At 64.2% G+C, this 13,250-nt stretch carries 14 protein-coding genes; 6 read left to right on the top strand and 8 right to left on the bottom strand.

Going from position 1 to position 13,250, the window contains the following annotated elements:
• The first annotated feature begins 1 nt into the window (after nucleotide 1).
• The 3 genes from NKG99_RS01020 (at nucleotide 2) to NKG99_RS01010 (ending at nucleotide 2,816) form a co-directional block, all read left to right on the top strand.
• On the top strand, nucleotides 2-898 hold the full coding sequence (locus NKG99_RS01020) for a LysR family transcriptional regulator (protein WP_352863324.1): 897 nt from the start codon (nucleotides 2-4) through the stop codon (nucleotides 896-898).
• Between the two features lie 89 nt (nucleotides 899-987).
• Entirely contained in the window at nucleotides 988-1,656 is a 669-nt protein-coding gene (locus NKG99_RS01015) for a DUF1007 family protein (RefSeq protein ID WP_352863322.1), read from the top strand.
• Entirely contained in the window at nucleotides 1,653-2,816 is a 1,164-nt protein-coding gene (locus NKG99_RS01010; protein ID WP_352863320.1) for a nickel/cobalt transporter, read from the top strand. Before NKG99_RS01015 ends, NKG99_RS01010 begins: the two co-directional genes overlap by 4 nt.
• A 25-nt stretch (nucleotides 2,817-2,841) precedes the next feature.
• Here NKG99_RS01010 and denD read toward each other — a convergent pair whose 3' ends face one another.
• The 4 genes from denD to NKG99_RS00990 all read right to left on the bottom strand — a co-directional run bounded on the left by denD (nucleotide 2,842) and on the right by NKG99_RS00990 (nucleotide 5,823).
• A complete protein-coding gene (gene denD / locus NKG99_RS01005; protein WP_352863318.1) occupies nucleotides 2,842-3,819 on the bottom strand; it encodes a D-erythronate dehydrogenase in 978 nt (325 codons plus the stop codon).
• Nucleotides 3,820-3,835: 16 nt separating this feature from the next.
• Complete coding sequence (locus NKG99_RS01000; RefSeq protein WP_352632630.1) at nucleotides 3,836-4,048, bottom strand: hypothetical protein; 213 nt, start codon at nucleotides 4,046-4,048, stop codon at nucleotides 3,836-3,838.
• Nucleotides 4,049-4,126: 78 nt separating this feature from the next.
• A complete protein-coding gene (locus NKG99_RS00995; protein ID WP_352863316.1) occupies nucleotides 4,127-5,110 on the bottom strand; it encodes a cation diffusion facilitator family transporter in 984 nt (327 codons plus the stop codon).
• A gap of 26 nt (nucleotides 5,111-5,136) precedes the next feature.
• On the bottom strand, nucleotides 5,137-5,823 hold the full coding sequence (locus NKG99_RS00990; RefSeq protein ID WP_352863314.1) for a GNAT family N-acetyltransferase: 687 nt from the start codon (nucleotides 5,821-5,823) through the stop codon (nucleotides 5,137-5,139).
• 83 nt (nucleotides 5,824-5,906) lie between these two features.
• On the opposite strand from NKG99_RS00990, the gene NKG99_RS00985 reads away from it, so the two are divergent.
• Complete coding sequence (locus tag NKG99_RS00985; protein ID WP_352863312.1) at nucleotides 5,907-7,091, top strand: pyridoxal phosphate-dependent aminotransferase; 1,185 nt, start codon at nucleotides 5,907-5,909, stop codon at nucleotides 7,089-7,091.
• A 58-nt stretch (nucleotides 7,092-7,149) separates the two neighbouring features.
• Nucleotides 7,150-7,524, top strand: a complete 375-nt coding sequence (locus NKG99_RS00980) for a YciI family protein (RefSeq protein WP_352863310.1) — start codon at nucleotides 7,150-7,152, stop codon at nucleotides 7,522-7,524.
• On the opposite strand, the gene NKG99_RS00975 is transcribed toward NKG99_RS00980, so the two are convergent.
• The 3 genes from NKG99_RS00975 to trhO all read right to left on the bottom strand — a co-directional run bounded on the left by NKG99_RS00975 (nucleotide 7,525) and on the right by trhO (nucleotide 10,373).
• On the bottom strand, nucleotides 7,525-8,280 hold the full coding sequence (locus tag NKG99_RS00975; protein ID WP_352863308.1) for an SDR family oxidoreductase: 756 nt from the start codon (nucleotides 8,278-8,280) through the stop codon (nucleotides 7,525-7,527). It abuts the gene before it with no gap.
• Between the two features lie 310 nt (nucleotides 8,281-8,590).
• Entirely contained in the window at nucleotides 8,591-9,328 is a 738-nt protein-coding gene (locus tag NKG99_RS00970) for a tellurite resistance TerB family protein (RefSeq protein ID WP_352863306.1), read from the bottom strand.
• Nucleotides 9,329-9,452: 124 nt separating this feature from the next.
• Nucleotides 9,453-10,373: an oxygen-dependent tRNA uridine(34) hydroxylase TrhO gene (trhO, locus tag NKG99_RS00965; RefSeq protein WP_352863304.1), complete on the bottom strand. Its 921-nt coding sequence runs from the start codon at nucleotides 10,371-10,373 to the stop codon at nucleotides 9,453-9,455.
• A 200-nt stretch (nucleotides 10,374-10,573) separates the two neighbouring features.
• Between trhO and NKG99_RS00960 the strand changes: the two genes are divergently transcribed.
• Entirely contained in the window at nucleotides 10,574-11,212 is a 639-nt protein-coding gene (locus NKG99_RS00960; RefSeq protein WP_352863303.1) for a 2-dehydro-3-deoxy-phosphogluconate aldolase, read from the top strand.
• Between the two features lie 181 nt (nucleotides 11,213-11,393).
• Here the strand turns inward: NKG99_RS00960 and NKG99_RS00955 are convergent, their stop codons facing one another.
• Complete coding sequence (locus NKG99_RS00955) at nucleotides 11,394-13,223, bottom strand: peptidoglycan L,D-endopeptidase MepK (protein ID WP_352863301.1); 1,830 nt, start codon at nucleotides 13,221-13,223, stop codon at nucleotides 11,394-11,396.
• Nucleotides 13,224-13,250 lie beyond the last annotated feature (27 nt).

Genomic DNA, 13,250 nt, shown 5'->3' with positions numbered 1-13,250 from the left:
CATGGACACACTGACCCGCATGCGCGCCTTCATCGACGTGGTCGAGGCCGAGGGCTTTTCGGCGGCGGCACGCAAGATCGGCCGCTCCAAGGCCCTTTTGTCGAAATATGTGCGCGAGCTGGAGGACGAACTCGGCGCCCTGCTGCTCAACCGCACCACGCGCCAGTTCTCGATGACCGAGGCCGGCCACACCTACTACCGGCGCGCCTCGGAGATCGTGCGCGAGGTCGACAGCCTGGCCGACGCCGTGCGCGAATCCTCCGGCGACGTGCGCGGCCGGATCAAGCTGTCGGCGCCGCGCACCTTCGCCGATGCACCTATCGGACAGTCACTGATCGATTTCGCCAAGCAGCATCCCGACATCGTGCTCGACATCCAGCTCGACGACCGCTTCGTCGATCTGGTCGAGGAAGGCTTCGACCTTGCGGTGCGCATCTCGCGGCTGGAGAACTCGTCGCTGATCGCCAGGCGCCTGGCGCCGTTTTCGATAAAACTCTGCGCCTCTCCCGAACTGATCGCCAGGCATGGCATGCCGACACGGCCGCAGGATCTCAGCCGCATGCCCTGCATCGTCGACACCAATGGCCGCGGACTGAACAACTGGCCGTTCAAGGGCGACAATGGCGATCCGGTGAGCGTTTCGGTGTCGGGTCCCATCGAGGTCAACAGCCCGATGACGGCGAGAGCCGCGGCCGTAGCCGGGCTCGGATTTTCCGTCCTGCCGGATTTCATCGCCGCGCCCGACCTCGCGAGCGGCCGGCTGGTGTCGGTGATGGATGACCGCATCCTGTCGGGCGGCGGCATCTTCGCCGTCTACCCGCACCGCCGCTACCTGCCGGCCAAAGTCCGCGTTTTCGTCGACTTCCTGGTGCAGTGGTTCAGAACGCGTGAAGCCTGATCTATTCAGTCGAGTCCCGGTCCCAATTTCGCCCCCTTTCTGATAACTCTCGACATCTCATCCGAGGCCCAATGGAATCGCGACCGAGAATGCACCTGAAACGGCACGCAATCATGCTGGCTTCGGCCTTGGCGGCGACATTTGCCGCCACCGGACCGGCTGAGGTGCATCCCCACGTCTTCGCCGAGGCCCGCCTCGACGTGATCCTCTCCCCGGATCACCAAAGTGTGAAAGCGCTGCGTCATCTCTGGCGCTTCGACGATCTCTTCTCCAGCACGGTGATGATGGAGTTCGACAAGAACTCCGACCTGAAGCTCGACGACAACGAGCTCAAGGAAGTCGCCGACACCGTCCACGCCTCGCTGGCCGAGTTCAATTACTTCCAGCTCGTCACCGTGGACGGCAAGGACGTGGCGATGACGCCGCCGCCGCATCTGATGGCCAATTTCGACAACGACCAGTTGATCATCCTGTTCGAGTCCGAACCGAAGGAGCCGATCAAGCTCAACGGCAAGATCGACATCGGCGTCTACGATCCGACGTTCTACACGGCGATCGACTTCACCGAGGACTCCAACATCACGGTTGAAGGCCTGCCGTCGAACTGCACCAGCAAGGTGATCCGTCCGGACCCGGACGAGGCGATCAAGGAAAACCAGAAGACCCTTACCGATGCCTTCTTCAACGATCCGACCGGCACCGACATGAGCAAGATCTTTGCCACCAAGCTCGAACTGACCTGTCAGCCAGAAGGATGAAACCGGTGACGAAACCGTCCCTGCGTTTGGCATTCGGCCTGTTAGCCCTCACTGTTGCCATGATGCATTTTGCCAACTCCGCCCATGCTCAGAGTTCGCTCGGCATCGGCGTCAATGACGGCATCGCGCCCAGCACCGGCCCCTTCGCCCACATCCTGATGTGGATCAATCTGCGGCAGCAGGAATTCTATCGCGCGCTGGCAACCGCGATGAAGGCGATGCGCCAGGACGGCAGCAAGATTTGGATACTCGTCGGCCTGTCCTTCGCCTACGGCATCTTCCATGCCGCCGGCCCCGGTCACGGCAAGGCGGTGATCTCGTCCTACATGGTCGCCAACGAAGTGGCACTACGCCGCGGCATCCTGCTGTCCTTCATCTCGGCGCTGCTGCAAGGCCTCACAGCGGTCGCGGTGATGGGAGTCGCCTATTTCGTCCTGCGCGGCACCTCCGTGTCGATGACGGACGCGGCCTGGTTCATGGAGGTCATGAGCTTTGTCTTCGTCACCCTGTTCGGCGCCTGGCTGCTGTGGCGCAAGCTCGGCCCTGCCGTCCTGCGCCTGTTCGGCAAAGGTCCAGCCTACAGCCTGTCGGCGGCGCACGCCGGCCATTCTCATGGTGGCCATTCGCATGCAGGTCATTCGCATGCGGCCCATGGCCATTCGCACGCCCTGCACGCGCATGACGATCACGACCATGCGCACAGCCATTCGCACGATCATCACGACCATGGTGCGCACGGCCACGATCATGCCCATCACGATCACGCGGCGGGCGAGGTCTGCGACACCTGCGGCCATTCGCATGCGCCCGACCCGGCGCTGCTGTCGGGCGATCGCTTCGACTGGCGCACGGCCTGGTCGGCGGTGGCGGCGGTCGGCATCCGCCCCTGCTCCGGTGCGCTGATCGTGCTCAGCTTCGCGCTTCTCAACGGGCTCTGGCTCGGCGGCCTGCTGTCGGTGCTGGCGATGTCGCTGGGGACCGCGATCACCGTCTCGGCGCTGGCCACACTTGCGGTGACCGCCAAGAACTGGGCCGTGTATTTCGCCGGCGATGGCCGCATGGGCAACCGCATCCACTCGATCGTCGAGATCGGCGGCGCCGCCTTCGTCTTCCTGTTCGGACTGTTGCTTTTGTCGGCAAGCCTGGCGTCAGGCGGGTGATTTTCCCCACCGTGGTGCTGCGGATTTAACCTGCGATCTTGCCGCCGAGCTCATCCTCGATATGCGCGCGGATGATCTCGTCAAAACTCTTTTCGGCGGCAAAGCCGAGCTCCCTTGAGCGCCGCGCCTCGAACCTTGTCGGCCAACCCTTGACGATCGCCCAGATCGTCTCGTCCGGCTCCTCACGGATCAGGCTCGCCGCCTTCGGCCCGGCGATACGCTCCAGCGCCTCGATCTGCTCGCCGACGGTAACGGCGACGCCGGGCATCGTCAGGTTGCGGCGCGGCCCGACGGCGGCGCCATCGATCTGCGCCGCATGGATCAGGAAGTTGACCGCCGAACGCGGGCTCGCGTGGGTGTGCACGACGGAGCGCGGCACCGGCAGGATCGCCTCATGTCCGCTCAAGGGCTCGCGGATGATGCCCGAGAAGAAGCCCGACGCTGCCTTGTTCGGCTTGCCGGGCCGCACGCAGATGGTCGGCAGCCGGATGCCGATGCCGTCGAAGAAACCGCGCCTGGAATAGTCGGCCAGCAGCGCTTCGCTCATCTGCTTCTGCGTGCCGTAGGAGGTCAGCGGCGTCGGATGGAAGTCATCGGGTATGACATCCGGGAACGGTGCACCGAACACCGCGATCGACGAGGTGAAGACGACACGCGGTGCAAAGCCCGCCAGGCGGATGGCATCGAACAGCGCCCGCGTGCCGTCGAGATTGACGCGGTAGCCGAGTTCGAAATTCGCCTCCGCCTCGCCGGACACGATGCCGGCGAGATGGAAGACGACATCGGGGCGCGATGCGACCAGGCGTTCGGTGGCACCCGCCTCGGCAAGATCGCTGGTGTGGAGGGTGATGCTGACCCCGTCCATGACCGGCGCCTGCGGCGGCACGATATCGTGCAGGTCGAGCGCGGTGATCTTGCCGCCGCGCAGCATGCCGTCCTTGGCCAGCCGGGCGATGAGCTTGCGGCCGACCATGCCCGCGGCGCCGGTGATCAGAATGCGCATGTCGAAAATCCCTTGCCTATTTACCCTGGTTTTTGCGTTGGTTGCGCGCGCGCAGCCAGAACACCGAGAAAAACGCTAGCACGAAGACGATGCCGAAGGCGCCGGCCAGCACGGTCGAAAGGCTGCCGAGGGCCAGCATCACGGTCGGCAGATAGTAGGCGCCGATGCCGAACAGAAGCATGATCCACACCGCTGCGATGGCCGCATTCCTGGTGTCACGATCCATCATGACGCGTCCGGGCAGTGGGCGTTCATCAAGCTGGTTTTCAAGGTTTGGAACTCCTGAGGCAGGACCAATCGATCGGTCCTAGTGATGGTGGTCGTGGTGCGCGGCCGCTTCATGCCCGTGCCCGTGGCCGTGCTCGTGGCTATCGTCGGCGCACTGTCCGAATTCCGGTTCCACGGTGGCATGGCTGATGCCGTGCTCGCTGGCAAGCCGCTTCTTGACGGCGCTGACCGCCTGGTGCGCGTCGACGCCCTCGTCGAGACAGGCATGCAGCGTCGCCATGTTGCTGGTTCCGTCGAGCGACCAGACATGCATGTGATGCACTTCGCGGACGCCCCGGACCGTCGCTTCGATGTCCCTGGCGATCAGATCGCGGTCGAGGCTGGGTGGCACACCCTCGAGCAGGACATGGGCGGCGGCGCGCATCAGCGACCACGCCGTATACAGGATCAGCAGCGAGACCAGGACCGACAGGATCGGGTCGATCGGCGTCCAGCCGGTCGTCAGAATGACCAACGCCGCCGCGATGGCGGCGGCTGAGCCGAGCAGATCGCCCAGCACATGCAGGATGGCGCCGCGCATGTTCAGGTTCTCGCGGTCGCCGCCATGCAGCACCAGGAAGGAGCCGATATTGACCAGCAGGCCGAGGATCGCCACCACCAGCATCGGCCCACCAAGCACCGGCGCCGGCGCCCGCAGGCGCCCCCAGGCTTCGTAGACGATCCACAGCGCGATGACGAAGATGGCAATGCCGTTTGTATAGGCCACCAGCGTCTTGACCCTGCCGAAGCCATAGGTGAGGCGAACGGTCGCCGGACGTCCCGCGAGATGAAACGCGTACCAGGCAAGGCCGAGCGCGATCGAATCGGCGAGCATGTGGCCTGCATCGGCCAGCAGCGCCAGCGACCCGGTGAGGATACCGCCAAGCGCTTCGGCGACCATGAAGCCGCCGGTCAGGCAGGCCGCGATAAGCACGCGTTTCTTGTCGGTCGAGCCATGCACATGACCCGGCCCATGATCGTGCCCAGTGTGATCATGCCCGCTGTGATCGTGGGTGTGGGCCAATGGCAACTCCCGTTACGCGCCTGATCTCACGCACCTAACTGCGCGCGAAAATCCTCAAGCCGTCGCTTCTGCTGGCCGTCGCTATCGAAATTGGCCGGATCGAGCCACGCTTCATAGGCTTTGCTTAAGGCTGGCCACTCCTTGTCGATGATCGAATACCATGCCGTATCGCGGTTTTCACCCTTGACGATCAGATGCTGGCGGAAAATGCCCTCGAACTTGAAGCCGAACCGTTCGGCTGCCCGCTTCGACGGCTCGTTGCGGTTGTTGCACTTCCATTCGTAGCGGCGATAGCCGAGTTCGTCGAAGATGTATTTCATGAACAGGAACTGCGCTTCGGTCGCTCCCGGCTTGCGCGAGATGAGCGGGCCCCAATAGATGTTGCCGATCTCGATGACGCCGTAGGCCGGATCGATGCGCATCAGGGTCTGGCGCCCGGCGACCTTGCCGCTGGCCTTGTCGATGACTGCAAAGAACAGCGGATCCTCGCTGGCCTCGACCTTGTCCAGCCAGGGTTGGAAGGCAACGCGGGTTTCAGGCGGATAGTCGGGCAGCCAGGCGAAGCGGCCATCGACATCGGACACGGAAGACGCCTCATAGAGCTCATCGCCGTGTTTTGCGGCGCTCAGCGGTTCAAGCCGGACATAACGGCCGTCGATCGCCTTGCGCTCGGGTCGCGGGCGCGGTTGCCAATCTTTCAGATTTTCCGTCACCGAAAGCTCCAATCCGTTTGACTTTTGCCAGCCGAAGCTCACAAAAACGCGACCCAACAGCAAGAACCACACGGACGGGAAAAATGCTCCACACGATTTCGGCTTTCGACCGTCTCGGCGAGGAAAATGCCTTCGCGGTGCTGGCACGGGCAACAGCACTGGCCCAACAGGGCCGCGACATCGTCAATCTCGGCATCGGCCAGCCCGACTTCAAGACGCCGCAGCACATCGTCGAGGCGGCGATCAAGGCGCTGCGCGACGGCCATCACGGCTACACGCCGGCCAATGGCCTGCTGGCAACGCGCGAGGCGGTGGTGCGGCGCACGCTGACCACCACCGGCGTCGAGATATCGCCTGAAACGGTGATGATCCTGCCCGGCGGCAAGCCGACCATGTTCGCCGCGATCCTGATGTTCGGCGAGCCTGGCGCCGAGATCCTTTATCCCGATCCGGGCTTCCCCATCTACCGCTCGATGATCGAGTTCACCGGTGCGGCACCTATTCCAGTACCCATGCGCGAGGAAAACGGCTTTGCCTTCTCCGCCGAGGAGACGCTGGCGCTGATCACCTCGAAGACCAGGCTGTTGATCCTCAACTCACCTGCCAACCCGACCGGCGGCGTCACGCCGCGGGCCGAGATCGAGAAGCTGGTCAAGGGGCTGGAGGCGCATCCCCAGGTCGCCATCCTCTCCGACGAAATCTACGACGTGATGACCTATGACGGCGAGACGCATTGCTCGCTGCTTGGCTTTCCCGAGATCCGCGACCGGCTGATCGTGCTCAATGGCTGGTCGAAGACCTGGGCGATGACCGGCTGGCGCATGGGCTGGTCGATCTGGCCGAATGGCGACAAGGGCGCTCACCTCTACGACAAGGTGCGCAAGCTGGCGGTCAATTGCTGGTCTTGCGTCAACGCGCCGAGCCAGTTTGCCGGCATCGCGGCCATCGACGGCCCGCAGGACGATGTCGACAAGATGATGCGCGCTTTCGACCGCCGCAGGAAGATCGTGGTCGAGGGATTGAACGCCCTGCCCAACATTACCTGCATCACGCCCAAGGGCGCGTTCTATGCCTTCCCCAACGTCTCGAAGACCGGCTGGAAAGCAAAGAAGCTCGCTTCGACGCTGCTCGACGAGGCCGGCGTGGCATTGATCGGCGGCCCCGATTTCGGCATTCTCGGCGAAGGCTATATCAGGCTCTCCTACGCCAACTCCGAGGAGAACATCTTGCGGGCACTGGAGCGGATCGGAGCGTTCCTGGGCAAGTGAGGCTGTCGGGCCTAGCGACCGGCGCTGGATGTTTGCAATCACGACAGAAGGTGACTCGATGTTTTACGCCATCCTCGCCTACCATGTGGAAGGAGCCATCACCGCGCTGACGCCGGAGCAGGACGCGGCATTGATGGTCGACCTGCTCGAAATTAACGATCGGCTTTACCGTGAAGGCAATCTTGGCCCATCGGCGCGGCTTGGGGCGACCCGGTCGGCCTGCACCTTGCGCGGACCAGGCGACGGAACCGTTTTCGACGGGCCGTTCGCCGAGACGAAGGAACAGCTTCTCGGTCTCTATGTCGTCGACTGCGCGACACGTGACGATGCGATCGTTATCGCCCGCGACCTGCGCCGCGTTAATCCGACCGCCGTCTACGAAATCCGTCCAATCGCGCTCTACCTGCCGGGCGTGCCCTTGGCTGGGAAATAACTATCCACGGCCGACGAACGGCATCTTGGTCGCCATCACCGTCATGAACAGCACGTTGGCGTCGAGCGGCAGGCTGGCCATGTGGACAACGGCGTCGGCAACGTGCTGAACGTCCATCACCGCTTCGGCGGCGATCAAGCCGTTGGCCTGCGGTACGCCGACCGTCATCGGCTGCGCCATGTCGGTCAGCGCATTGCCGATGTCGATTTGCCCGCAGGCAATGTCATAGGGTCTTCCGTCCAGCGCCAGCGTCTTGGTCAGCCCGGTGATGGCATGCTTGGTCGCCGTGTAGGGCACGGAGCCCGGGCGCGGCGCGTAGGCCGACACCGAGCCGTTGTTGATGATGCGGCCGCCCATCGGCCGCTGCTTGCGCATGGCGCCAAAGGCGGCGCGAGCGCACAGGAACGAACCGGTGAGATTGACGCCGACGATATCGTTCCACACCTCGACCGGGATCTCGTCGATGGGCGTCGATTTGTAACCCATGCCGGCGTTGTTGAAGAGCAGGTCGACGCGGCCGAAGGCCGCCGCCACCGTCTCGAACAGATCATCGACCTCGCCGGCCTTGCTGATATCGCAGGCAACCGCCAATGCCTTGGCGTCGGTGCGGCCGGCCTCGGCGACCGCGGCATCCAGCACCGCCTTGCGGCGCCCGCAGAACACTGTGTTCCAGCCGGCCTTGAGCAGCGCCGTGGCGACGCTCTTGCCGATGCCGGTGCCGGCGCCGGTGACGATGGCGGTTCGTTTTACGGTCATGGCTGTTGTCCTCCGGCAGCAACGCGCGCACGCACTATTTTCCGGGTTTGCGCAAGAAGCAAAGGCATCGCAAATGATAGCGGCGATGGCAAGCCGAAGCACAAAGCATGATCCGAAAATTGGAATCCGATTTCTGCTGGAGATCGTGCTCAGGTGAGCAGATCGTGCCGACAAAAAGGGCGGTCATTGGCGACCGCCCTGATCTGAACCGGGCTTGGGAGGAGGAAAAGCCGATCCGACTGCATAAAATCATGCGCTTCCTGAGTTAACGAAAGGTTAACGCCCGAAAGGCCGCCTGTGCCGTTTTGACCTACCAGCGCGGATTGGGTGAAGTCCCGGCCTGGGCCGGCACCTTGGTCGCCGAAACCGTCGCCTCGACATGATCGACCAGCGCATCCGGCAGACCGAGCCGGCCGGCGAGCAGGTCGAGATAGCCGCGCTCGGCGCGTGTGTCGGGATCGATGGTCAGGCGCGACGCGGTGTAGAGTTCGAGCTTCTGCGCATCGGTCTGGGCGCCAGCCACCAGCGCGTCGAGGTCAAGCGGGCTCGCCAGCTCCGCCATCAGGAATTTTTCGGCGTCGGAGCCGATCCCCGAAAGGCTGAGCTTGCCGGCGACCTTCTGGCGCTCGTCATCGTCGATATGGCCGTCGGCCTTCGCCGCCGAGATCATCGCCCGCACCAGGGTCAGCGTGAATTCGTCCTCGCCTTGCGGCGCCTGCGACGGGTGGAAGGCGGTGTCCTTGGGCGGCGGCAGCAATTCAGGCTCGCCGGCTGCCGGCGTCTCGGCCGGAGCATTGCCGGCCTTGTAGTTCTGGTAGGCCTTGTAGGCGAGGCCGCCGATCGCGGCCAATCCACCGAGCTTCACCGCGGTACCCGTCATCTGGCGGCCGGCACCGGTTCCGAGCAGCACCGCAGCGAGCGCTCCAGCGGCCAGCGGATTGTCCTTGGCCATCTGCACCGCCTGGCCCGCCTTGTCGCGAACGGTGCCACTGGTGCCGGGGATTTGCGAGCCGAGCAGATCGTCGAGAAGCTTCTTGGGATCGAACATTCAGTGCCTCCAGGATTTGCCCGGCCGGACGGGCAGGTTTCGAACGTCGAAGACGTAGGTCCCGAACCCTTGCATTACAATGACAAACCGTCGCTTTGCCGTAGCTGTCGATAACAGAGCGGACCTACGATCCGATGTGCGGACCCCTGCCCCGCGCCTGCGCAAGCTCGACCTGCCGCTGACGCTCGGCATAACGCTGGCGGTCCATGTCCGAACGCGCATCGAAGCAATGCGGGCACGAAACACCGGCGGCAAATTTAGGCGATGTCAGGTCGCTCGGCGTCAGCGGATGGCGGCAGGCTCGGCAGAGTTCCGCCTCGCCCTCGGCAAGTCCGTGCGACACCGAAACCCGCTCGTCGAAGACGAAGCACTCGCCTTGCCAGAGGCTCTGTTCGGCCGGAACCTCCTCGAGGTATTTGAGGATGCCGCCCTTGAGATGAAAGACATCCTCGAAGCCGAGCGATTTGACATAGGCGGTCGCCTTTTCGCAGCGTATGCCGCCGGTGCAGAACATCGCGACCTTGCGGCCTTCGAACTCCGCCCGGTGCGCTTCCACCCAGGCCGGGAACTCGCGAAAGCTTGCGGTGACGGGGTCGATCGCGCCCTTGAAGGTGCCGATCGACACCTCGTAGGCGTTGCGCGTGTCGATGATAACAGTGTCGGGCTCGGAAATCAGCGCATTCCAGTCGGCTGGCGCGACATAGGTTCCGGCGCTCGTCGCCGGATCAATATCGGCGACGCCCATGGTGACGATCTCGCGCTTCAGCCGCACCTTCATACGATGGAACGGCATTTCCGCGGCGACGCTGTATTTGACCTCGAGGCCGGCGAGCCCTTCGACGGCTTCGAGATACTCGATCAGTTCGCCGATCGCCGTTTCGCTGCCGGCGACGGTGCCGTTGATGCCTTCATGCGCCAGAAGCAGCGTGCCCTTGATGCCGCGCCCGCAACAGAAGGCAGTGAGCGGCGCGCGCAGCTCCTCGAAGGCGTCGAGCCGGGCAAACCGGTAGAGCGCGGCGACGCGAAAGGGCAGAAGTGATATCATTGCCGAAGCCACTAAACGCTCACGCAAGCCGATTCAAGGCAGAGCCGGAATCCAGGCAAGTACCGGCCGCGCGTGACATCGCGACACGCTTCGTTTCATGGACAGAAAAACACCCGTCTGCTAATCGGTTGGATTGCCGTCAAGCGCGTCGCGCCGAAACCAATTCATGCGACACGCCTTAGTTAGGATACGGAGAGCAGATGCCCAGCAAGACCGAAAAACTCCTGTCGCTTCTCAACGGCCAGCCGGTCATCCCGGTGTTGAAGATCGCCAATGTCGCCGACGCCGTGCCGCTGGCCCGCGCCCTGGCACGCGGCGGCCTGCCGGCGATCGAGATCACGCTGCGGACCGCCGACGCGCTTGAGGCGATCCGGCGTGTGGCTGGTGAGGTCGAGGAAGCCATCGTTGGCGCCGGCACCATTCTCGATATCAGGCAGTTCGAAGAGGCAGCGAGCGCAGGCTCGCGATTCATCGTCAGCCCCGGCATTACCCGCGAGCTTCTGGCGGCAGCCGCCGACAGCGATGTTCCGCTGCTGCCCGGCGCCATCACGCCCGGCGAGATCATGGCCGCACGGGAAGCCGGCTTGCGCTTTCTCAAATTCTTCCCGGCCGAGCAGTCGGGCGGCATCGCTTCACTGAAGGCCTTCGCCTCGCCGCTCGCCGATGTGAAATTCTGCCCAACCGGCGGCATCACCGGCAAGAACGCAGCCGACTATCTCAGCCTGCCCAATGTCATCTGCGTCGGCGGCTCCTGGGTGGCGCCCGACGAAATGGTCAAGGCCGGCAGGTGGGACGAGATCGAAGCCCTGGCTCGCGCGGCGAGCAAGCTCGCGAAATAAGGCCTTCGTCACGGCATGAAAAACCGGCCGACTTGCGTCGAGCGAGTCGCGGTTTTCCTGTTGCAAGCAGGATCCGTCGCAGGTTTCGAGCCGTCCACGATCACTGCAATGTCAGACCGGGTGGTCTCGCAGCAAAAAGCCGCGCCGGTTGCCCGGCGCGGCTTTGTCGATTGCTGATCGCTTACTTGGTCTGGAAGCGGGCGACCGAGAGGAACTTGACGGCATTGCCGGTGAAGCGGTTGGCGTCGGCCAGTTGGTAGCCCTGCTGGAAGCCGGCCGTGTAGACCTCGCTCGGCGCCGTGTGCACGATGCTGTAGGCGTAGCCCGGCGCCGTCGTCGCGCTGGAAACGGTGGCGACATTCTCACCGCTGGTCAGTGCCCAGCGGGCGGCCTGCGGTGCGGCGGCAACCACCATCGCCTTGGGGCCTGGCTTCAGGTCGCGCGCGGTGGCTCTCGATTCCTTGCGGGTGGTCTTCACGCCGGCGCCGATCGCGGCGGCCGGATCGGAGCCGGCCGGGCGGGCAACGACAGCCTCGCGCGGCGATGCGGCATCGTTACCCGACGGATCGTTGAAGGCCGAACGCGGCTCGGACGCGGACAAGGAAGCAACCTGGTATTCGTCGGCCGCGCCGACCTGGGCATTGGCCTCGTCGAGAACGGCCTTGACGGCGTCCGGCTGGGCCATCTCGGGGCGCGCCGTCGGCAGCACCGAGAACGCATCGGTCCCGGTCTTGCCGTGCTCAGCCGTATCGGCCAGCGCCATCAGCACAGTCTTGCTGGGCGACGCAGCCAGAGCGGCTGGCAGCGAAGTGTCGGGGCGCCATGTCGGCAACGGTATGTTGTTGACGGCAATTTGGGCCGGATCAGCCGAAGCCGTTGCATCGGCCATGCCGAAAGGAACGGTCGCCGGCGCCTGTGCGGTCGCCACGGCCTGCTCGGTTGTGGCTGTCGCGTCCGCCATCCCAAAAGGAACGTTTTCAGGCGGCTGAGCGCCGACATCGGCCTTCGGTCGTGGTGCGAAATCAGGCAACGGAACGCTGCGTGCAGGCAATGCCGCTATGATCGTCTCCGGCGTGTCCTGTTCCGGCTCGGGGGCCTGCTCCTCGGTCACCTGCGGAACCGCGGCGCGCTGCGCGTTCTCCGGCGCCACGATGGCGATGCCCGGGAGGTTGCTGGTCTTGGCTGCCGCGGCCGGCTTCAAGTTTCTCGCCTTGGGCGGAGGTGCGGCCGAAGCGGTCTCGACATCGGCGCTGTCGTCGGCCTCGTCGTCGCCGCCGCCAAAAAAGGCCGATAGGAACCCGCCTGATTTCTTGCCGCTACCACCGGCGCTGGCCAACTCGATGGCCGGCGAGCCCGAACCCTTGCGCGCCTTGTAGGAGGCGAGCGCCTGCTCAAAGCCGGGCAGCGGCCTGCCGTCGCTCGGCACATGCAGCGTCTTGCCATTGGGGAACAGGCTGACCAGTTCCTGGCGGCTGATGCCGGGCCAATGGCGCACATTGCCGACATCCATATGGACGAACGGCGAACCGGAGGACGGATAGTAGCCGATGCCGCCGCCCTGCATCTTGAGACCGATATTGCGCAGCTTCTTCAGCGGCACGCCGGGAATGTAGAAGTCCATCGCCTTGCCGAGCATGTGCTGGCTCTTCTCGGCGACGCCCCGGCTGCGGCTGCGCAGCATCGAGTTCGTCGACGGCGAGCGATAGCCGCAGACGACCTGGATGTAGTCCGTGGCGCCAGCTTCCCGGTACGCTTCCCAGACCAGATCGAGCAGACGCGGATCCATCTTGGTCGGCTCGTTGCGACGCCAATCGCGCAGAATGATGTTGATCTTCCTGAGACCCTCCGGGACGTAGCGGCCGTTGCGCTTGTAGACGATCTCGGCCTTTTCGTGTGTGTGGAGGTGATAAAGCTTCAGCGAACGTGTTTCGGCGTTGGCTCCAGTCCCAGCCGCGGCGACAAAACCAAATGCGACAATCAACGCCGCCAGCCACTTCGGCCAGACGCTCACTTGATGGTGCCGCCCGTTCGTGTGTCG

The organism is Mesorhizobium sp. M1409 (assembly GCF_040317535.1).
Lineage (GTDB): Bacteria > Pseudomonadota > Alphaproteobacteria > Rhizobiales > Rhizobiaceae > Mesorhizobium.
The sequence above is the reverse complement of the archived record's forward strand: the minus strand, read 5'-3'. Positions and strand labels throughout refer to the sequence as shown.